The organism is Halomonas sp. ABH4_019 (genome assembly GCF_056159885.1).
This window is the reverse complement of record NZ_JBSWWC010000002.1, coordinates 975,465-993,348: the sequence shown is the minus strand read 5'-3', so window position 1 is coordinate 993,348 and position 17,884 is coordinate 975,465. Positions and strand designations below refer to the sequence as shown.

At 71.0% G+C, this 17,884-nt stretch carries 19 protein-coding genes; 10 read left to right on the top strand and 9 right to left on the bottom strand.

Annotated features, from left to right (window positions below):
* The first annotated feature begins 125 nt into the window (after window positions 1–125).
* The 6 genes from ACXAFN_RS11795 to cysZ all read left to right on the top strand — a co-directional run bounded on the left by ACXAFN_RS11795 (window position 126) and on the right by cysZ (window position 6,352).
* Window positions 126–1,073 carry a PstS family phosphate ABC transporter substrate-binding protein gene (locus ACXAFN_RS11795; RefSeq protein ID WP_474988904.1) on the top strand — a complete coding sequence of 316 codons (948 nt, stop codon included), beginning with the start codon at window positions 126–128 and terminating at the stop codon, window positions 1,071–1,073.
* A 67-nt stretch (window positions 1,074–1,140) separates the two neighbouring features.
* Window positions 1,141–2,367: an ABC transporter permease subunit gene (locus ACXAFN_RS11790; RefSeq protein WP_474988902.1), complete on the top strand. Its 1,227-nt coding sequence runs from the start codon at window positions 1,141–1,143 to the stop codon at window positions 2,365–2,367.
* Window positions 2,364–3,926, top strand: coding sequence for a phosphate ABC transporter permease PstA (gene pstA, locus ACXAFN_RS11785; RefSeq protein WP_474988901.1), 1,563 nt, complete (start codon window positions 2,364–2,366; stop codon window positions 3,924–3,926). Before ACXAFN_RS11790 ends, pstA begins: the two co-directional genes overlap by 4 nt.
* Before the next feature lie 29 nt (window positions 3,927–3,955).
* A complete protein-coding gene (gene pstB, locus ACXAFN_RS11780) occupies window positions 3,956–4,768 on the top strand; it encodes a phosphate ABC transporter ATP-binding protein PstB (RefSeq protein ID WP_474988899.1) in 813 nt (270 codons plus the stop codon).
* A gap of 24 nt (window positions 4,769–4,792) precedes the next feature.
* Window positions 4,793–5,518: a phosphate signaling complex protein PhoU gene (gene phoU / locus ACXAFN_RS11775; RefSeq protein ID WP_474988897.1), complete on the top strand. Its 726-nt coding sequence runs from the start codon at window positions 4,793–4,795 to the stop codon at window positions 5,516–5,518.
* 84 nt (window positions 5,519–5,602) lie between these two features.
* A complete protein-coding gene (gene cysZ / locus ACXAFN_RS11770) occupies window positions 5,603–6,352 on the top strand; it encodes a sulfate transporter CysZ (protein WP_474988895.1) in 750 nt (249 codons plus the stop codon).
* A gap of 75 nt (window positions 6,353–6,427) precedes the next feature.
* Here cysZ and phoR read toward each other — a convergent pair whose 3' ends face one another.
* The 4 genes from phoR to ACXAFN_RS11750 all read right to left on the bottom strand — a co-directional run bounded on the left by phoR (window position 6,428) and on the right by ACXAFN_RS11750 (window position 9,991).
* Window positions 6,428–7,771 (bottom strand): phosphate regulon sensor histidine kinase PhoR, encoded by a 1,344-nt coding sequence (phoR, locus tag ACXAFN_RS11765; protein WP_474988893.1) that lies wholly within the window; start codon window positions 7,769–7,771, stop codon window positions 6,428–6,430.
* 1 nt (window position 7,772) lies between these two features.
* Window positions 7,773–8,462 carry a phosphate regulon transcriptional regulator PhoB gene (phoB, locus tag ACXAFN_RS11760; protein WP_474988891.1) on the bottom strand — a complete coding sequence of 230 codons (690 nt, stop codon included), beginning with the start codon at window positions 8,460–8,462 and terminating at the stop codon, window positions 7,773–7,775.
* Between the two features lie 106 nt (window positions 8,463–8,568).
* Window positions 8,569–9,462 carry a 4-hydroxybenzoate octaprenyltransferase gene (ubiA, locus tag ACXAFN_RS11755; protein ID WP_474988889.1) on the bottom strand — a complete coding sequence of 298 codons (894 nt, stop codon included), beginning with the start codon at window positions 9,460–9,462 and terminating at the stop codon, window positions 8,569–8,571.
* A gap of 52 nt (window positions 9,463–9,514) precedes the next feature.
* Window positions 9,515–9,991, bottom strand: a complete 477-nt coding sequence (locus ACXAFN_RS11750) for a chorismate--pyruvate lyase family protein (protein WP_474989101.1) — start codon at window positions 9,989–9,991, stop codon at window positions 9,515–9,517.
* A 172-nt stretch (window positions 9,992–10,163) separates the two neighbouring features.
* On the opposite strand from ACXAFN_RS11750, the gene ACXAFN_RS11745 reads away from it, so the two are divergent.
* The 3 genes from ACXAFN_RS11745 to ACXAFN_RS11735 all read left to right on the top strand — a co-directional run bounded on the left by ACXAFN_RS11745 (window position 10,164) and on the right by ACXAFN_RS11735 (window position 12,216).
* Window positions 10,164–11,324 carry an NAD(P)/FAD-dependent oxidoreductase gene (locus ACXAFN_RS11745; protein WP_474988887.1) on the top strand — a complete coding sequence of 387 codons (1,161 nt, stop codon included), beginning with the start codon at window positions 10,164–10,166 and terminating at the stop codon, window positions 11,322–11,324.
* 199 nt (window positions 11,325–11,523) lie between these two features.
* Window positions 11,524–11,799, top strand: coding sequence for an HU family DNA-binding protein (locus ACXAFN_RS11740; RefSeq protein WP_394589948.1), 276 nt, complete (start codon window positions 11,524–11,526; stop codon window positions 11,797–11,799).
* A 60-nt stretch (window positions 11,800–11,859) separates the two neighbouring features.
* A complete protein-coding gene (locus tag ACXAFN_RS11735; RefSeq protein WP_474988885.1) occupies window positions 11,860–12,216 on the top strand; it encodes a hypothetical protein in 357 nt (118 codons plus the stop codon).
* Window positions 12,217–12,316: 100 nt separating this feature from the next.
* Here ACXAFN_RS11735 and recG read toward each other — a convergent pair whose 3' ends face one another.
* Window positions 12,317–14,398 (bottom strand): ATP-dependent DNA helicase RecG, encoded by a 2,082-nt coding sequence (gene recG, locus ACXAFN_RS11730; protein WP_474988883.1) that lies wholly within the window; start codon window positions 14,396–14,398, stop codon window positions 12,317–12,319.
* Window positions 14,395–15,315: a hydrogen peroxide-inducible genes activator gene (locus tag ACXAFN_RS11725; protein WP_474988881.1), complete on the bottom strand. Its 921-nt coding sequence runs from the start codon at window positions 15,313–15,315 to the stop codon at window positions 14,395–14,397. Before ACXAFN_RS11725 ends, recG begins: the two co-directional genes overlap by 4 nt.
* 102 nt (window positions 15,316–15,417) lie before the next feature.
* Here ACXAFN_RS11725 and ACXAFN_RS11720 point away from each other — a divergent pair, with 102 nt between their 5' ends.
* Window positions 15,418–16,290 carry an SDR family oxidoreductase gene (locus tag ACXAFN_RS11720; protein ID WP_474988880.1) on the top strand — a complete coding sequence of 291 codons (873 nt, stop codon included), beginning with the start codon at window positions 15,418–15,420 and terminating at the stop codon, window positions 16,288–16,290.
* Between the two features lie 20 nt (window positions 16,291–16,310).
* Here ACXAFN_RS11720 and ACXAFN_RS11715 read toward each other — a convergent pair whose 3' ends face one another.
* From ACXAFN_RS11715 to ACXAFN_RS11705, 3 genes are all read right to left on the bottom strand, one after another.
* Window positions 16,311–16,811 carry an acyloxyacyl hydrolase gene (locus tag ACXAFN_RS11715; protein ID WP_474988878.1) on the bottom strand — a complete coding sequence of 167 codons (501 nt, stop codon included), beginning with the start codon at window positions 16,809–16,811 and terminating at the stop codon, window positions 16,311–16,313.
* A 65-nt stretch (window positions 16,812–16,876) separates the two neighbouring features.
* A complete protein-coding gene (gene thpR, locus ACXAFN_RS11710; RefSeq protein WP_474988877.1) occupies window positions 16,877–17,395 on the bottom strand; it encodes an RNA 2',3'-cyclic phosphodiesterase in 519 nt (172 codons plus the stop codon).
* A 29-nt stretch (window positions 17,396–17,424) separates the two neighbouring features.
* Window positions 17,425–17,814, bottom strand: coding sequence for a RidA family protein (locus tag ACXAFN_RS11705; RefSeq protein ID WP_474988875.1), 390 nt, complete (start codon window positions 17,812–17,814; stop codon window positions 17,425–17,427).
* Between the last annotated feature and the right edge of the window lie 70 nt (window positions 17,815–17,884).

Here is a 17,884-nt window from a genome sequence, read left to right as displayed (position 1 = left end):
TGTGCGGGGATCGCGGGAGGGCCGCTGCGGCCCGAGATCGGTGAATCATCATAAACGCCAAGGGAGTGGCCACTCCACCCTTGTGAGCCGCGCCTGTGCGCCCCGCCACCGCGGTAGGAGACAGCATGCTGCGATCCCTTCGACGATACCTGACGGTCTGGCTGCTGGTGCTGGCCGCCGCCGGAAGCGCCCCGGCCACGGCCGACCACCACCTCGGCACCCTGGACACCGTGGGCTCCGATACCATGGCCGGCCTGATGCTGCGCTGGGGCGAACTGCTGGGACGACGCTACCCGGGGCTGCGGCTGCAGCTCCAGGCCAGCGGTTCGGCCAGTGCGCCGCCGGCCCTGACCGCCGGGACCACCCTGGTGGGCCCCATGTCGCGGCCCATGGACCCGGCCGAGCGCGAGGCCTTCGTGGAGCGCCATGGCTATCCGCCCCAGGCGGTGGTGGTGGCGCAGGATGCCCTGGTGGTGGTGGTGCAGCGTCACAACCCGCTGACGAGCCTGTCGCGTCGCCAGCTCGATGCCATCTTCTCCGAGTCCCGGCGCTGCGGGGCCGCCCAGGGCCTTCGTCGCTGGCGGGACCTGGGGCTCGAGCGGCCCGCCGGGCGCATCGTGCTGCATGGCCGCAATGCCGTCTCCGGCACCCACGGGCTCTTTCGTCGCGAGGCGCTGTGCGGCGGCAGCTTCCGGCCCGAGGTCAACGAGCATCCCGGCTCGGCCGCGGTGGTGGCCGCGGTGGCCGACGATCCCCTGGCCATCGGCTATGCCGGCCTCAATCACCTGACGCCCAGCGTGCGGGCGGTGCCCCTGCGCGACGGCGCGGGGCGCCTGCATGCCCCGGATCCCGACTCGGTACGCAGCGGCGCCTATCCCCTGGTCCGGCAGCTGCGCCTCTACGTCAATCGGCCGCCGGGCGAGTCGTTGCCGCCCGCCGAGCGCGCCTTTCTCGAGCTGGTGCTGTCCGAGCAGGGGCAGGAGGTGGTCGACGAGCTCGGCTTCGCCTCGCTGTCGGCGTCGTCGCTGGCCCGGCAGCGGCGGCGGCTCGGCTTGGTCGGCGACGGAGGGTGACACTGTCACCCGATTGTCACGACAATGTCGTATCGTTCCGCTACCCCCACGAGTGCCGCCGTCCATCATGCACGAACCTTCCCCCTCCCCGCTGTTGCGACGCCGCCTGAGACAGGGCCGTGACCGCCTCGGCACCGCCCTGATCACCGCCGGTGGCATCGGCGTGATCGCCGCGGTGATGGCGATCGGGGTGTTCCTGGTGGTGGAGGTGCTGCCGCTGTTCTGGCCGTCGTCCGGCGAGGCGCCGGCGGTGAGCGTCGAATCCCTGTGGTTGCCCCAGGACTATGCCGCTCTGGAGTCCCCCGGCCAGCGCTGGCAGCCGGCCCTGCCCGCGGGCGATCCCGGGCCGCGCTTCGGCATGGCGCCGCTGGCCTGGGGCACGCTGGAGGCGGCGGCCTGGTCGCTGATGATCGCCGTGCCCCTGGCGCTCGGCGCGGCCGCCCACTCGTCGCTGTTCATGGCGCGCCGGCTGCGCGCCCACCTCAAGCCGACCCTGGAGCTGATGGAGGCCCTGCCCGGGGTGGTCATCGGCTTTATCGCCGGCCTGGTGCTGGCGCCCTGGCTGGAGCGCCACCTGGGCTTGGGCCTGACCCTGCTGCTGCTGCTGCCCCCCGGGCTGCTGCTCGGCGGGGCGCTGTGGAACCGGCTGCCTGCGGGGCTCAGGAACCGCCTGCCGCTGGGCTGGTCGGCGCTGTGGCTGCTGCCCTGGCTATGCCTGCTGTGGCTCGCGGCGCGCTGGCTGGCGCCCGGGCTGGAGGCCTGGTGGTTCGACGGCGATCTGCGCCACTGGCTGGCCACCAGCCTGGGGCTCGACTATGCCAACCGCAATGCCATCATCGTCGGCATGGCCATGGGCTTCGCGGTGATGCCGAGCATCTATGCCCTGGCCGAGGACGCCCTGTCCGGGGTGCCCGCGAGCCTCGCCGAGGGCGCCCAGGCGCTCGGGGCGACGCGCTGGCAGACCCTGTGGCGGGTGGTGCTGCCCGCCGCGGCCCCGGGCGTGCTGTCGGCGGTGATGATCGGCGCCGGGCGCGCCGTGGGCGAGACCATGATCGTGCTGATGGCCAGCGGCAATACCGCCCTGATGACCGCCAGCCCCCTCGACGGCCTGCGCTCGATGGCCGCCAGCATCGCTATCGAACTGCCCGAGGCCGCCCCGGGGGGCACCCACTATCGGCTGCTGCTGCTGGCCGCGCTGCTGCTGTTCGCCTTCACCTTCCTGGTCAACACCCTGGCCGAGGTGGTCCGGACCCGGCTGCGGCGGCGCTACCGGCGTCTGGGGGATCCCTCATGAGGTGGCCATGGCGGCGTGCGTCTCGCGCCCGGCTGCCCCGGGGCGAAGGGCCCTGGGCCTGGCTGGCCGCCGGCAGCGTGTCGCTGTCGGTGCTGCTGCTGGGGCTGCTGCTGGGGCTGCTGGCCACGCGGGGGCTGGGGCATTTCTGGCCCGGCGACCTGGCCCAGCTGACCCTGACCGACGGCCGCACCCTGGCCGGTCGCGCGGTGAAGCAGGTGCCGTTGCCCGGTGGCGAGGGCGAGGAGCGGCTGTATCGCACCGACAATCGCGACCTGGACGGCGCCATCTGGACCTGGGTGCCGGTGGCGGACATCGAGACGCTGGCCCATCCCCGCGACCTGGTGACGCTGGAGCGCGACCGCTGGGGCGCCTTCGTGGGGCGGCTGGTGGCCTGGTCGCCCGCCGAGGGGGAGCGCCGCGAGGGCGCGGCGGCCTGGCAGGCCCTGCAGGCACGACTGGCGGTCTTCGAGCGCCAGCGCGAGGCGATCGAGCGGCTACGCGAAGAGGCGCTGCTGCCCCTGGCCCGGCAGATCGAGGCCCAGGGCGAGCGCCCCGGGACCTCCCGCGCCCTGGCGGACGTCCAGGCGCGGATCCGTGAGCTGCGCGAGGCCATGGCGGGGGACATCCTGGTGCTGGAGAGCGCCGATGGCCGGCGCCTGCGCCAGCCCGCCGAGGAGGTGTTGCGCGCGCTTCGCCCCAACGCCATGGGGCCCGGCGCCAAGCTCGCCGCCTGGGGCGAGGGCGTGTGGCGCTTCCTGTCGGACGGGCCGCGGGCGGCCAACGCCGAGGGCGGCGTCTGGCCGGCGATCTTCGGCACCGTCCTGCTGGTGATGCTGATGTCGCTGGTGGTCACCCCCTTTGGCGTGCTGGCGGCGGTCTACCTCAACGAGGTGGCCCATCAGGGACGCCTCACCCGGTTGGTGCGCATCGGCGTGCGCAACCTGGCCGGTGTCCCCTCCATCGTCTATGGGGTGTTCGGCCTGGGGGTGTTCGTCTACGGCCTCGGCGGCCACCTGGACCAGTGGTTCTTCGAGGACTCGCTGCCTTCGCCGACCTTCGGCACCGGCGGCCTGCTGTGGGCCTCGCTGACCCTGGCGCTGCTGACCCTGCCGGTGGTGATCGTGGCCACTGAAGAGGGGCTGGCGCGGATTCCCGACCGCCAGCGCGAGGGGGCCCTGGCGCTGGGCGCGACGCGCCTGGAGATGCTGACCCGGGTGGTGCTGCCGATGGCCATGCCGGCGATGCTCACCGGGGTGATCCTGGCGGTGGCCCGGGCCGCCGGCGAGGTGGCACCGCTGATGCTGGTGGGGGTGGCCAAGCTGGCGCCCCAGGTGCCGGTGGACGGCGAGTTTCCCTTCCTGCATCTTGAGAGGAAGTTCATGCATCTGGGCTACCACATCTTCGACGCCGCCTTCCACGGTAACGATGTCCAGGCGGCGATGCCGCTGGTCTATGCCACGGCGCTGCTGCTGGTGGTGGTGATCCTGGTGCTTAACCTGACTGCAATATTTCTGCGGCATCATCTCAGATCACGCCACGGCAGCCTCTCGCGGCACTGAGACGAGGCCGTGGCACCGAGGGGTATGCGATGCCGGTCAAGCGGGACCCGGCTCCGCGGCGCGGAGCCTTCGTCGACTTTACGCCCGAGGCCTCCTGCCTGGAGGTCTCGGGCTTCGGGCTGCGCTACGGCGACAAGCCGGCGCTGCGCGACCTGACGCTGCGGGTGCCGCGTCACCGGGTCACCGCCTTCATCGGCCCCTCGGGATGCGGCAAGTCGACCTTGCTGCGCGCCCTCAACCGGTTGCACGACCTCAACGAGGACGTGCACCGGGAGGGCGAGATTCGCCTCGAGGGGCAGGACATCCATGCCCCCGAGGTGGCGGTGGCCGAGCTGCGCCGGCGGGTGGGAATGGTGTTCCAGGCGCCCAACCCCTTCCCGATGTCGATCTACGACAACGTGGCCTTCGGGCTGCGGCTGCAGGGCGGGCTGCGCAAGCGCCGCATCGACGATATCGTCGAGTGGTCGCTGCGCTCGGCGGCCCTCTGGGAAGAGGTGAAGGACCGGCTCCAGGCCTCCGCCTGGTCGCTGTCCGGCGGCCAGCAGCAGCGCCTGGTGATCGCCCGCACCCTGGCGGTGGGGCCCGAGGTGCTGTTGCTCGACGAGCCGGCCTCGGCCCTGGACCCGATCTCGACGCTCAAGGTGGAGGAGCTGATCCGCAACCTGAAGTCGAGCCTGACCCTGGTGCTGGTCACCCACAACATGCAGCAGGCGGCGCGGGTCTCGGACTACACCGCCTTCCTGCAGGACGGCGAACTGGTGGAGTACGCCCCCACCGACACCCTGTTCACCAATCCGCGCCTGAGGCGCACCGAGAACTACATCACCGGACGCATGGCCTGACGCCTGCGCCCTCAGGAGAGTCTCATGGACATCACCAGCGATATCCACAGCCAGCATATCTCGCGGCAGTTCAATCATGAGCTCGAGGAGCTCAAGACCCACCTGATGGCCATGGGCGGCCTGGTCGAGAAGCAGGTGCAGGACGCGGTCCGCTCGCTGCTCGACGGCGACTCCGCCCTGGCCGAGCGGGTCGTCGACAACGACCGCGCCGTCAACGACATGCAGATCAAGATCGACGACGAGTGCACCCGGGTACTGGCCCGCCGCCAGCCCGCCGCCTCCGACCTGCGCCTGGTGCTGGCGGTGATCCGCGCCGCCTCCGACCTGGAGCGCATCGGCGACGAGGCCAGCAAGATCGCCCGCAATGCCCTGGAACTGGTCGAGAGCCACAACGGCAGCCGCGGCTTCGTCGAGGTGCGCATCATCAGCGAGCACGTGCGCAGGATGGTGCGCGACTCCCTGACCGCCTTCGCCCGTTTCGATACCGAGCTGGCGATGCAGGTGGTCCAGGAGGACGACCAGGTCGACAGCGAGTACCGGTCCGCCATGCGCTCGCTGATGACCTTCATGATGGAGGACGCCCGGTCGATCTCGCCGGTGCTCGGCATCATGTGGATCCTGCGCGCCCTGGAGCGCGTCGGCGACCACGCCAACAATCTGGCCGAATACGTGATCTATCTGGTCAAGGGACTCGACATCCGCCACACGGACCCGGAAGATCTCGGCGACGAGGTGCACGGCGATCGCTGAACCGCGGTCGTCCGGCGCTGTCTATGAGTCGGCCGTCGCCCCTGGCGACGGCCGACGTCGTCGTGTACGGAGGAAATGACACCGATGCTGGATGCCTTCACGGCGCTGTCCCGGGGGACCCGCCTGGTCTATACCCCCGGCCTGCGCCGCTACGTGTTCCTGCCGATCCTGGCCAACCTGGTGGTCTACGCGGCCATGCTGAGCTATGTGCTCACCCACTTCGGCGGCTGGCTGGATGGCTGGATGGCCATGGTGCCGGGCTGGCTCGACTGGCTGTCGTGGCTGATCTGGCCGCTGTTCGTGCTCAGCCTGGGGCTGATGGTGTTCTTCAGCTTCACCCTGGTGACGCAGCTGATCGCCGCGCCCTTCTACGGCCTGCTGGCCGAGAGGGTCGAGCGCGAGGTCACCGGTCGGCCGCCGCTGGACGATCGCGGCCTGGTGCGCACCGGCGTCGACGCCCTGGGCCGCGAGCTGGTCAAGCTGGGCTATATCCTGCCGCGCATGCTGGCGCTGTTCGTGATCGGCTGGATCCCGCTGCTCAACCTGGCCGCCCCGCTGCTGTGGCTGCTGTTCACGGCGTGGATGGTGGCGGTCACCTACCTCGACTACCCCATGGACAACAACCAGGTGACCTTCGCCGACATGCGCCGCCGGCTCGCGGCGCGGCGCTGGCCGACGCTCACCTACGGCGGCTGGGTGATGCTGATCACCTGGCTACCGCTGGCCAACCTCTTCCTGCTGCCCGGCGCGGTGGCCGGGGCGGTGCTGATGTGGGAGGAACACTATCGTGTCCTGACGCCCGACGCCGGCCGGGCGACGCCGCCGGCACGGTAAAGACAGAGCGCCGGCTTATCCACAGTCGGCGGCCCGCGTCGGGTTGTGGATAGTCGCGCGGGGACGGGCGCCGAATCAGCGAGCGTTGCCGGATCGGGGCAGGCCCACGGCCGGCTCCTCCCCCGCGGCGGCCGCGGTCAGGCGCTCGGCGGGGAAGACGCAGCGGAAGGTGGCGCCCTCGCCGAGCCGCGAGTCGATCTCCAGCCGGGCATCGTGGCGCAGCAGCACGTGCTTGACGATGGCGAGCCCCAGGCCGGTGCCGCCGGTAGCGGTGCTGCGCCCCTTGTCGACCCGGTAGAAGCGTTCGGTGAGCCGCGGGATGTGCAGCGGGTCGATGCCCTCGCCGTCGTCTTCCACCTCCAGGCAGGCGCCGTCCTGCCAGGGGCGCCAGCGCAGCACGATGCGGCTGTCCTCGCCGGCGTAGCGCACGGCGTTGAAGGCCAGGTTGGAGACGGCGCTGTGCAGTTCCTTCTCCGAGCCGAGCAGGCCGCGGGGCTCCTCGACCTCGACCTCGAGCCGGTGCCGGCCGTCGGACAGCGCCTCGGCGTCGCGGCGCACCGCCTCGAGCAGGCTGGCCGGGTCCAGGCGAACGTCGTCCTGGCCGCCACGGTCGTTCTCCAGCCGCGACAGCAGCAGCAGGTCGTTGACCAGGTTCTGCATGCGCTGGGTCTGGCTCTGCATCTGCCCGATGCCCCGGGCGAGCCGCTCGGGCAGCAGCTCGGCCATGTCGCCGTAGGTCTCGAGATAGCCCGCCAGCACGGTGAGCGGGGTGCGCAGCTCGTGGGAGACGTTGGCCACGAAGTCGCGGCGCATCTGCTCGAGGCGGTGCAGGCGGGTGATGTCGCGGGCCATCAGCAGTCGCTCGTCGTCGCCGTACAGGGTGATCTGGAACTGCAGGATCATGTTCTCGTCGATCGGCGACGACAGGGTCAGCGGCTCGCTGTAGGCCCGGGCATGGAAGTAGTCGACGAAGCGCGGGTCGCGCAGCAGGTTGGTGATGTGCTGACCGCGGTCGTGGGCCGGCTGCAGGCCCAGCATGCGCTCGGCGGCGCTGTTCCACCACTCCATGTCGCCATGGCGGTCGAGCATCACCACGCTGTCGCGCATGGCCTCCGAGGACTCCTGGATGCGCCTCAGGGTATCGCGCAGCCGCCGCTGGGTGATGCGCTGGCCCTTCTGGTAGCGATACAGGCGGTCGAACAGCTCGCCCCACAGCCCCGAGGCCGCCGGGGGCTCGTCATGAGGGTGATGGGTCAGCCATTCCTGCAGGGCGCGCAGCTGGCGCAGGTGGTAGAAGAGATACAGGCCCAGCGCCACGGCGATGCCGGCGCCGACCAGGGCGAAGGGCCAGCCGACCAGGGCGCCGGCGGCCACTAGGGCCCCCAGCCGCCACAGTTCGCGTCGCCACAGCCGGCCCACGTCAGCCCTTGGTGGAGAAGCGGTAGCCGGTACCGCGCACGGTCTGGATCAGCTGCTGGTGCGGTTCGCCCAGGGCCTTGCGCAGGCGGCGGATGTGCACGTCCACGGTGCGCTCCTCGACGTAGACGTTGCCGCCCCACACCTGGTCGAGCAGCTGGCCGCGGGTGTAGGCGCGCTCCTGGTGGGTCATGAAGAACTGCAGCAGGCGGTACTCGGTGGGGCCGATCTCCAGCGACCGGCCGTCGACGCTGACCCGGTGGCTGACCGGGTCGAGCATCAGCCCGTCGACCTCCACCGGGTCCTCGACGCCCCGCGGCGTGGCCCGGCGCAGCACCGCCTTGAGCCGCGCCACCAGTTCCCGTGGCGAGAAGGGCTTGGTGATGTAGTCGTCGGCCCCGGCGTCGAGCCCCTGGATCTTGTTGTCCTCCTCGCCCTTGGCGGTGAGCATGATGATCGGTAGCTCGGCGGTGCTCTCCTCGCGCTTGAGCCGGCGGGCAAGCTCGATGCCGCTGGTGCCGGGCATCATCCAGTCCAGCAGCACCAGGTCGGGCTGGTGGTCGACGACCATGGCGTGGGCGGTCTGGGCATTGTCCGCCTCGAGGACGCGATAGTCGGCCATCTCCAGCGCCACGGCGATCATCTCGCGGATCGGCGCCTCATCATCGACGATCAGTACGGTCTTGGCGGTCATCCCGGGGCCTCATGGTCAAGGTCAATGACAGGTTGGTGACGATGACAGCATGTCCTTGTGACAATACCGTGACAGCCGCCGCCTGTCGCCCTCGGCTCGGCGGGCTTCAGCCGCCGACGCCGGGCCACAGCGAGAGCGCGATGCCGGCGAATACCAGCAGTCCCGACCAGTGATTGTTGAGGAAGGCCTGGAAGCAGCGCTCGCGCTCCCGGTGGCGGATCAGCCGCTGCTGGTGCACGAAGGTGGCCGCCATGGCGGCGAGCCCCAGCCAGAAGAAGCCGCCCAGCCCGAGGCGCTGGCCGGCCCAGGCCAGCAGCGCCAGGGTCGCCAGCTGCAGCAGGCCGATGATCAACTTGTCGGCGCGGCCGAACAGCACCGCGGTGGACTTGATGCCGATCCTGAGATCGTCGTCCCGGTCGACCATGGCGTACTCGGTGTCGTAGGCCACGGTCCACAGCACGTTGGCGGCGAACAGCAGCCACGCCTCCAGGGGCAGGTGGCCGAGCACCGCGCCGAAGGCCATGGGGATCGCCCAGGAGAAGGCCGCCCCCAGCACCACCTGGGGGAAATGGGTGTAGCGCTTCATGAAGGGGTAGACGAAGGCCAGGATCACGCCGCCCACCGACAGCATCACGGTGAAGGGGTTGGTGAGCCACACCAGGGCGAAGGCCGCCAGCACCAGGGTCGCGAACAGCGCCTTGGCCTCGCCCTCGCTGATGCGCCCGGTGGCCAGCGGGCGGTCCCTGGTGCGCTTGACGTGGCCGTCGAAGTGGCGGTCGGCGTAGTCGTTGACCACGCAGCCCGCGGCGCGCATCAGGTAGACCCCGGCGACGAAGATCAGCAGCAGCCGACGCTCGGGGAGGCCCGCGGTGGCCACCCACAGCGCCCATAGCGTCGGCCACATCAGCAGCCAGGTGCCGATGGGGCGGTCGAGGCGGGTCAGGTGCAGGAAATCGGGTAGCCGGGTCAGCCCCCTGGGGCGCATCAGGGTACGTTCCATGCGGGTCTCTTCTCGAAGGGTCGGGTCGGACGACAGGGGTTTCAGACGCAGCCTATCGTGCCGGAAGCGCCAGGTCATCCGCCATGGCGTCGAGGAAGAACTCCTGGACCAGCACCGCGAAGCGGCCGTGACGCAGCACCGAACGGCGGCCCCAGGGGCCCGGCGCGCCGCGCCCGGGGGCCGGGTCGGCGCTGACCTCGATGGGGCCTCGCACCAGGTCCGGCTGGCGGAACAGCCAATGACCCAGCGAACGCTCGCCCAGGCGCTCGAGCCGCTGGCCGCGCAGGCGGTGCAGCGGCGCCACCGAGCGCGCCATCACCCAGGGGTGGTCGTCGAGGCACAGGGACACCTCGCGCAGCCAGACCCGGCGCGTGGGGGGAATGCCCAGCGCCAGGGCCTCGTCGCGACGCGGCCGGCCCAGGCGCTGGTCGAGCAGGCGCACCCGGAAGCGGCGCGGCGCCCCGGCCTCGGTCAGGCGCAGGGTTAGCGAGTCCCGGGAGGCGACCCAGCGCCACCAGGCCGCGCTCATAGCGGGGCGAGCCGCCGCCAGGGGGCGCCATCGGGGGGCGAGGGCCGGGCCGTGATTCACCGTACTACTCCGCGTCCAATCCAGGGGGCGGCTAGTGTACCATGTCGCGCCGACAGGCCATCCCGTGGCGGCCCCCCGGCGGGCCGTCGCGCCCCGCGCAGCGAGGAACCCCATGACCGCTCCCCTGACCATCATCGGCTCCGGCATGGCCGGACTGGGCCTGGCGCGCCAGGTCCGGGCCCGGCAGCCCGAGCGCGCCATGACCCTGATCACCGCCGACGGCGGCGACGATTATTCGAAGCCGCTGCTCTCCACCGGCTTCGCCAAGCGCCTGCCCCCCGAGCGCCTGGCGGCGCGTAGCGCCCTGGACGCGGCCGAGCAGCTCGGCGTGGTGATGCGGACCCGGACCCGGGTCGAGGCCATCGACCCCGCCGCCAGGACGCTTACCATCGGCACCGAGCGCCTGGCCTACGGGGAACTGGTGCTGGCCACCGGTGCCGTGCCCGAACCGCCGTTCGCGATTCCCGAGGCGCTGGCCGGCCGGGTTCACACCATCAACGACCTCGACGACTATCGCGCCTTCCACGCCGCCCTGGCGGCGCTCGGGCGGCCGGCCCGGGTGGCCGTCGTCGGCATCGGCCTGGTGGGCTGCGAGTTCGCCAACGACCTGGCCGCCGGCGGCCATCGGGTCGAGCTGGTCGCCCCGGAATCGGCCCCGCTGCCGCGGCTGCTCCCCGAGCCGCTGGGGCGCGCCCTGGGCGAGGCCTTCGTCGAGGCCGGCATCGCCCTGCATACCGGACGCCTGGTCGAGGCGCTGGCAGAGGCCGGCGGCCGGGTGGGCCTGGGGCTGGACGACGGCCAGACCCTGGAGGCGGACCTGGTGCTGGTGGCCACCGGGCTGCGCCCGCGCACCCGGCTCGCCGAGGCGGCGGGCCTGTCGGTGGGGCCGGCCGGTATCCGCGTCGATCGCTATCTCGCGACCTCGGCGCCGGGCATCCATGCGCTGGGCGACGTGGCCTGCGTCGACGGCATCAACGCCATGTACGTCCAGCCGTTGCAGGCCGGCGCCAGGGCGCTGGCCGCCACCCTCGACGGCGAGCCCACCGCGGTGCGCTATGGCCCCTGGCCGGTGCTGGTGAAGACGCCCTTGCTGCCGGTGGTCTCGCTGCCGCCCGCCGAGGCGCCCGCCCGCTGGCGGATCGAGGGCGAGGCCGGCGATCTCGCCGCCCTGGCCGAGGACGAGGACGGACGTTTGATTGGATTTGCGTTGACAGGCGCCTGCGTACGTCGGAAAGTCGAACTGGCGCGGGCTGCACCGCCATTGCTAGGCTAGTGACGTCAACGACGGCGCCCCCGATTTCCGGCGAGGCAGCGGCGTTGCACCATGGCGTCATTCGCATGCCGCTCCCTCGGGCGGGCCGACGACGGCGCTCGACCGGGCCGCATGCGAGTGGAGCAACACCTCACCATCACTGCGTACAATAACGAGGCCGATGGGACCATCGGCAGGATGTCAAAACCAGGAGGGCTGTATGCGCAAACCTGAACTCGCCGCGGCGATCGCCGAGCGTGCCGATCTTTCCAAGGACAAGGCCAGCCAGGTGCTGAACGTCATTCTCGACGAGATCACCGGCAGCGTATCCGGCGGCAAGGACGTGTCGCTGATCGGCTTCGGTACCTTCACCGTGCGCGAGCGTGCCGCCCGCACCGGCAAGAACCCCCAGACCGGCCAACCCCTGACCATCCCGGCCAGCAAGACCGTGGCCTTCAAGCCCGGCAAGGGGCTCAAGGACGCCGTCTCCAAGTGAGACGCGACGCGGCCCGTTCGGCGGGCCGCGCTTCCCTCCCTCCTCACGAACGGATTCGACATGAAGCTACGCGTGATGCTCTGGGTATTGGGCGTGCTGCTCAAGCGTGCCCTCAGGCGCAAGCCCGCCTTCCGCGAGCGCATGGCCGAACTGCGGGGCCTCGACTGGGGCATCGCCACCGAGGATCTGCGCATCGCGCGCCACTATCGGATGTCGCCCCGAGCCATCGAGACCGGGTCCGGGCTACCGGTGGATCTCGACCTGGAGCTGCGTTTCGATGACGCGGACAGCGCGGTGCAGATACTCCGCAAGCCCACCCAGAAGGCCTTCCTCGACGGCATGATGGCCGGCCATGTGCGGCTGGTCGGCGATGCCAAGGACCTCGAGCGCCTGCAGGGGCTGCTCAAGCACTTGTAAGACGCGGCTGTGCCGCTCGTGAGCGACGGGCTTCGGGCCATGAGCTTCGAGCAGTCGACTGCGAGCCCGCAGCCCGCAGCCCGCAGCCCGCAGCTTAAGGCTAGACCTGCCCGTACCGCCCGGCTTCCTCGCCCAGCCAGCGACGGATCAGCGGTCGGCTGGCCTCGGGGTGCTCGGCCAACAGCGCCTCGGCCAGCGGCGAGATCTTTGCCAGCAGGTCGGCGTCGCGCTCCAGGTCGGCGATCTTCATCTGCGCCAGACCGGTCTGGCGGGTGCCCAGTACCTCGCCGGGGCCGCGGATCTCCAGGTCCTGTTCGGCGATGCGAAAGCCGTCGGTGGTCTCGCGCATCACCGTCAGGCGCTTGCGCGAGTGCTCCGACAGCGGCGGATGATAGAGCAGCACGCAGAAGCTTTCGGTGGCGCCGCGGCCGACCCGGCCGCGCAGCTGGTGCAGCTGGGAGAGCCCCAGCCGCTCGGGGTTCTCGATGATCATCAGGCTGGCGTTGGGTACGTCGACGCCGACCTCGATCACCGTGGTGGCGACCAGCAGGTCCAGCTCGCCGGCCTTGAAGGCCGCCATGACCTCGGCCTTCTCGGCGGCCTTCATGCGCCCGTGGACCAGGCCCACGGCGAGCTCCGGCAGCGCCTCCACCAGTTCGTCGCGGGTGGCCTCGGCGGCCTGACACTGCAGCGCCTCGGACTCCTCGATCAGGGTGCACACCCAATAGGCCTGGCGGCCCTCGGCGCAGGCGTGGCGGATCCTCGCGACCACCTCGGGGCGGCGCTCGTCGGGCACCACCACCGTCTTCACCGGGGTGCGCCCCGGCGGCAGCTCGTCGATCACCGAGACGTCCAGGTCGGCATAGGCGCTCATCGCCAGGGTGCGCGGAATCGGCGTGGCGGTCATCACCAGCTGGTGGGGCGTCAGGCCGCCGGCCTCGCCCTTCTCGCGCAGCGCCAGGCGCTGGTGAACGCCGAAGCGGTGCTGCTCGTCGATGATCGCCAGGCCCAGGCGCTCGAAGTGCACGTCGCCCTGGAACAGCGCATGGGTGCCGATCACCATCTGCGCCCGGCCGTCGAGGATCGCCGCCTTGGCGTCGAGCCGCGCCTTGCCCTTGAGCTTGCCGGCCAGCCAGGCGACCTCGATGCCGAGCGGCTCGAACCAGGCCTTGAAGGCGCGATAGTGCTGTTCGGCGAGGATCTCGGTGGGCGCCATCATCGCCGCCTGGCAGCCGCCGGCGATGGCCGACAGCGCCGCCATGGCGGCGACCACGGTCTTGCCCGAGCCCACGTCGCCCTGCACCAGGCGCAGCATCGGGCGCTGCTCGGCCAGGTCGGCGCGTAGCTCGTCGAGCACCCGGCGCTGGGCGGCGGTCAGCGAGAACGGTAGCTGGGTGAGGAAGCGCGCCTGCAGGCCGCGTCCGTCGGGCAGCGGGGGGGCGCCGTCCTCCTGGATGCGCAGGCGCACCTCGCGCAGGCTCAGCTGGTGGGCCAGCAGTTCCTCCAGGGCCAGGCGCCGCACGGCCGGATGCTGGCCCCCGGCCAGCGCCTCGGGATCGGCATCGGGGGCCGGGTGATGCAGCGCGCGTAGGCAGCCGTGCAGCTCGGGCAGCCCGAAGCGCCGCCGCAGCGGCTCGGGGAGCCACTCCGGCAGTGCCTCGGGGGCCGCGTCCAGCCGGGCCAGGGCCTGGTCGATCAGCGCCCGCAGGCGCGTCTGGTGGAGGCCCTCGGTGGTCGGATAGAGGGGCGTCAGGTGGTCCTCCACCGGCGGCGCACCCTCGCCGAGCAGGCGATACTCCGGATGATAGAGCTCGAGCCCGGTGGCCCCGGCCCGAGCCTCGCCGAAGGCGCGCACCCGGGCCCCGGGGCGGAACTGCTGCTGCTGGGCCGGCGAGAAGTGAAAGAAGCGCAGGCTGAGGATGCCGGAACCGTCGCGCAGCCGCACCAGCAGGCTGCGGCGCCGGCCGCGCACCACGTCGGCCGCCATGACCTCGCCCTCGACCACGGCCTCGTCGCCGGACCTGAGGCCGGCGACGGGGGTGATGCGGGTGCGGTCCTGGTAGCGCAGCGGCAGATGGAACAGCAGGTCGGCGACGGCCTCGATACGCAGCCTGGCCAGCTTCTGGGCCAGCGCCTCACCGACGCCCTTGAGGTCCGTGACGGGGGCGTCGAGGCCGCTCATGCCGTCTCGGGCTCAGCCGCGCGGCAGTGGGCGATGGCCTCGGTGACCGCGTCGATGGCCTGGGGCCGCGGGAAGCTGGCGCGCCAGGCGATGGCCACGGTGCGCCCCGGACCCGGGGGGGTGAAGGGCCGGCTGGTCAGCAGGCCGCTCTCGTAGTGGCCGGTGCCGATCGCCGAACGGGGCAGCACGGTGACGCCCAGCCGCGAGGCCACCATGTGGCGGATGGTCTCCAGCGAGCCGCCCTCGGCGGTCAGGGTGTTGTGGGGGCTGTTGAGCTTCTGGCTGATGGCCGGGCAGGCCTCGAGGATCTGGTCGCGGAAGCAGTGGCCTTCGCCGAGCAGCAGCAGCCGCTCGTCGAGCAGGGCTTCCTTGTCGATGGACGATCGCTCGGTCCAGGGATGGTCGGCCGGCATCAGCACCTCGAAGGCCTCCTCGTACAGCGACTTGGTCACCACGTCGGTCTCGGTGAACGGCAGCGCAACGATGATGGCGTCGAGCTCGCCGCTGCGCAGCTTGCGTCGCAGCTCGCCGGTGAAGCCTTCCTCGATGTAGAGCGGCATCTGGGAGGCGCGACGGGTGAGTTCCGGCACCAGATGCGGGAACAGGTAGGGGCCGATGGTGTAGATCGCGCCGATGCGCAGCGGGCTCGCCAGCTGGTCTCGCCCGGCGGTGGCTAGCTCCTTGATCACGCTGCTCTGCTCCAGCACGCGCTGGGCCTGCTCGACGATCTTCTCGCCCAGCGGGGTGACCTGGACGGTGGATTTCGAGCGCTCGAACAGCGCCACGCCGAGCTCCTCCTCGAGCTTCTTGACCGCCACCGATAGGGTCGGCTGCGACACGAAGCAACGCTCGGCGGCGCGGCCGAAGTGGCGTTCCTGGGCCAGGGTTACGATGTAACGGAGTTCTGTTAGAGTCATTTCGGTGCCGGGGCTTCCTCGCTAGTGCTGTGTGTCACGGGCCCCATCCATAGGGCACCCCAATCGGGTCATAGGGACTTTTTATCAGGGGGCGAAGGAAAGGTGAAGACGACGACGCTGATTCTGGGCTGTGGAGACATCGGAACGACGCTGGGACGCGAGCTCAAGGCGTCCGGGCAGAGGGTGATCGGGGTGCGCCGCGATGCCGGCAGATTGGCCGAGAGTGGCCTGGAGGGCGTGTCGGCGGACCTCAACGACGCGGCGGCCCTGGCCGAGCTGCCGGATGCCGACATCCTGGTCTATGTCGTCAGTGCCGACCGCTTCGAGGAGGCGGCCTACCGCGCCGCCTACCCGGACGGCCTCAAGGCGGTACTGGACGAATTCGGCGCGCGCCGCCAGCCGCCGCGGTACGTCTTCTTCGTGTCCTCCACCAGCGTCTATGCCCAGCGGGAAGGCGAGGTGGTCGACGAGGACAGCCCCACCGTGCCCACCGGCTTCTCCGGGCTGCTGATGCGCGAGGCCGAGCAGACGCTGGCCGACCACGCGCTGCCCGGCACCGCGGTGCGTTTCTCCGGGATCTACGGGCCGGGCCGCGATCGGCTGATCCGCCAGGTGGGTGAGGGGCGCATCGCCGCCGCCACGCCGGCCATGTACTCCAACCGCATCCATCGCGACGACTGCGCCGGCGTGCTGGCCCACTTCATCGACCAGGCCCTGGCCGGCGAGGCCCTGCACGAGCTGTACCTGGCCAGCGACTGCGAGCCGGCCCCCCTCCACGACGTCATGGCCTGGCTGGCCAAGCAGCTCAAGGTCGAGGCCACCGAGACCATCCAGTCGCCGCTGCGTCGCCGCGCCAGCAAGCGCTGCGACAATCGCCGCTTGCTCGAGAGCGGCTATCGTTTCCGCTACCCGAGCTTCCGCGAAGGCTATGCCCAGGTGCTCCGCGAGGGGGGCTACCTGCAGCCGACGACTTGAGCGGTGCCGTCGAGCCTGATTCAGAGGGCCAGGCGATAGCTCAGCGAGTAGACCTCGAAGCCGTCATTGGGCCGGTCGAGGCTGGCGTTGGAATAGTGACTGAGGCCGACCCCCAGCTCGCCGCCCCGGTCGAGCCGGACCCCCGCCGCCAGGCGATCCTCGAACTGGAAGGAGGTGGACAGGTCGCGATCCTCGTGCCGCGTCTCGAGGAACAGGGCGCCCCCCACGCCGGCCTCCACATAGGCCCGCCCCCCGGCGAAGCCATAGCGCAGGGCCGGGGTCAGTCGCCAGGCGAGGTTGTCGTGACGATGATGCCCCGGCAGCCACAGCAGCCCGGTGGCGAGGCGCAGGTCGAGGGCGGGATGCAGGCGATCCAGGGCGATAACGGTGTCGAGCGTGATGCTCACCGCCGTCGTGCCCTCGCTGGTGCTCCCCAGCTCGACCGCGGGGGCGGCGTTGGCGTGTGCGGCGGCCAGGCTGCCGAGTAGCAGGCCGGTCAGGGCGAAGACTCTGGGCGACATGGCGACTCCTCGGGTCGAACCGTGCGCGCGAGGCGGCGATCGGCGACCTGGCGCGGTTCAATACCCTAAGCGGGATGAGCCGTTCGCGCGAGGCAGCGGTAGTGGCTGCCGTCATGCGTGATCGTTGACTGTATTAGCTCAACCTGAGTGTAGTCCCATGTCAGGGAAACGGCGGGCAGTTCCGCCGCCGAGGGCAGCATCGCCTTGCGCAGCAGGGTGATGTGGGGCGCGAAGTGCCCGGGGCGCGGCCCGGCGCCGAGTCGCTCCAGGCCGTCCCAGAGCTGGCGTTGCAGGCTCGCCAGTGCCGGATCGGATTCAGCCCCACCGACCCAGACGATGCCGGGCCGACGGAACTGGCCCCAGCGCTCGAGCCGCCAGCGGCCGGGCAGCAGGGTGATGCCCGCCAGCCAGTCGCCGATGGCGGTGGCGCGTTCGGCGGGCTGTTCGCCGAGGAAAGCCAGCGTCAGGTGCAGACTGTCGTCCGGCATCCGACGGCCGCCGCACTGGGCCCGGGCGGCCTCGGCCAGAACGCCGAGCCGCCGGCGCAGGGCCGGCGGCGGTACCAGGGCCAGAAACAGGCGCATGGCATCGTTGCTCTTGGGCGGGGAATCGATCAGTCGCCGATGACCAGCACGGCCTCCGCCTCGACCTGGCTACCCTTGGGCAGGGCCTTGACGCCGACGGCGGCGCGGGCCGGGTAGGGCGCGTCGAAGAACTCCTCCATGATGCTGTTGACGATGGCGAAGTTGTCCAGGTCTACCAGGTAGAGGTTGAGCTTGACCACGTCCTTGAGGCCGCCGGCGGCCTCCTCGCAGACGGCCTTGAGGTTGGTGAACACCTGGCGGGCCTGGGCCTCGAAATCATCGGAGACGATTTCCATGGTGGCCGGGTCCAGGGGGATCTGGCCGGAGAGATAGACGGTGTTGCCGGCCTTGATGGCCTGGGAATAGGGGCCGATAGCGGCGGGCGCCTGGTCGGTGTTGATGACGGCCTTGTTGCTCATGATGTGCTCCGTATTGTTGGCGATGATGGAATGACCAATGACGGCCCCCGCCCGCCGCGACCGCGACGGG

What these genes read in the sequence shown, in the direction of transcription:
- ACXAFN_RS11795 (WP_474988904.1), top strand. Translation starts at nt 126, where the DNA reads ATGCTGCGATCCCTTCGACGATACCTGACGGTCTGGCTGCTGGTGCTG.
- ACXAFN_RS11790 (WP_474988902.1), top strand. Translation starts at nt 1,141, where the DNA reads ATGCACGAACCTTCCCCCTCCCCGCTGTTGCGACGCCGCCTGAGACAG.
- pstA (WP_474988901.1), top strand. Translation starts at nt 2,364, where the DNA reads ATGAGGTGGCCATGGCGGCGTGCGTCTCGCGCCCGGCTGCCCCGGGGC.
- pstB (WP_474988899.1), top strand. Translation starts at nt 3,956, where the DNA reads ATGCCGGTCAAGCGGGACCCGGCTCCGCGGCGCGGAGCCTTCGTCGAC.
- phoU (WP_474988897.1), top strand. Translation starts at nt 4,793, where the DNA reads ATGGACATCACCAGCGATATCCACAGCCAGCATATCTCGCGGCAGTTC.
- cysZ (WP_474988895.1), top strand. Translation starts at nt 5,603, where the DNA reads ATGCTGGATGCCTTCACGGCGCTGTCCCGGGGGACCCGCCTGGTCTAT.
- phoB (WP_474988891.1), bottom strand. Translation starts at nt 8,462, where the DNA reads ATGACCGCCAAGACCGTACTGATCGTCGATGATGAGGCGCCGATCCGC.
- ubiA (WP_474988889.1), bottom strand. Translation starts at nt 9,462, where the DNA reads ATGGAACGTACCCTGATGCGCCCCAGGGGGCTGACCCGGCTACCCGAT.
- ACXAFN_RS11750 (WP_474989101.1), bottom strand. Translation starts at nt 9,991, where the DNA reads ATGAGCGCGGCCTGGTGGCGCTGGGTCGCCTCCCGGGACTCGCTAACC.
- ACXAFN_RS11745 (WP_474988887.1), top strand. Translation starts at nt 10,164, where the DNA reads ATGACCGCTCCCCTGACCATCATCGGCTCCGGCATGGCCGGACTGGGC.
- ACXAFN_RS11740 (WP_394589948.1), top strand. Translation starts at nt 11,524, where the DNA reads ATGCGCAAACCTGAACTCGCCGCGGCGATCGCCGAGCGTGCCGATCTT.
- ACXAFN_RS11735 (WP_474988885.1), top strand. Translation starts at nt 11,860, where the DNA reads ATGAAGCTACGCGTGATGCTCTGGGTATTGGGCGTGCTGCTCAAGCGT.
- recG (WP_474988883.1), bottom strand. Translation starts at nt 14,398, where the DNA reads ATGAGCGGCCTCGACGCCCCCGTCACGGACCTCAAGGGCGTCGGTGAG.
- ACXAFN_RS11725 (WP_474988881.1), bottom strand. Translation starts at nt 15,315, where the DNA reads ATGACTCTAACAGAACTCCGTTACATCGTAACCCTGGCCCAGGAACGC.
- ACXAFN_RS11715 (WP_474988878.1), bottom strand. Translation starts at nt 16,811, where the DNA reads ATGTCGCCCAGAGTCTTCGCCCTGACCGGCCTGCTACTCGGCAGCCTG.
- thpR (WP_474988877.1), bottom strand. Translation starts at nt 17,395, where the DNA reads ATGCGCCTGTTTCTGGCCCTGGTACCGCCGCCGGCCCTGCGCCGGCGG.
- ACXAFN_RS11705 (WP_474988875.1), bottom strand. Translation starts at nt 17,814, where the DNA reads ATGAGCAACAAGGCCGTCATCAACACCGACCAGGCGCCCGCCGCTATC.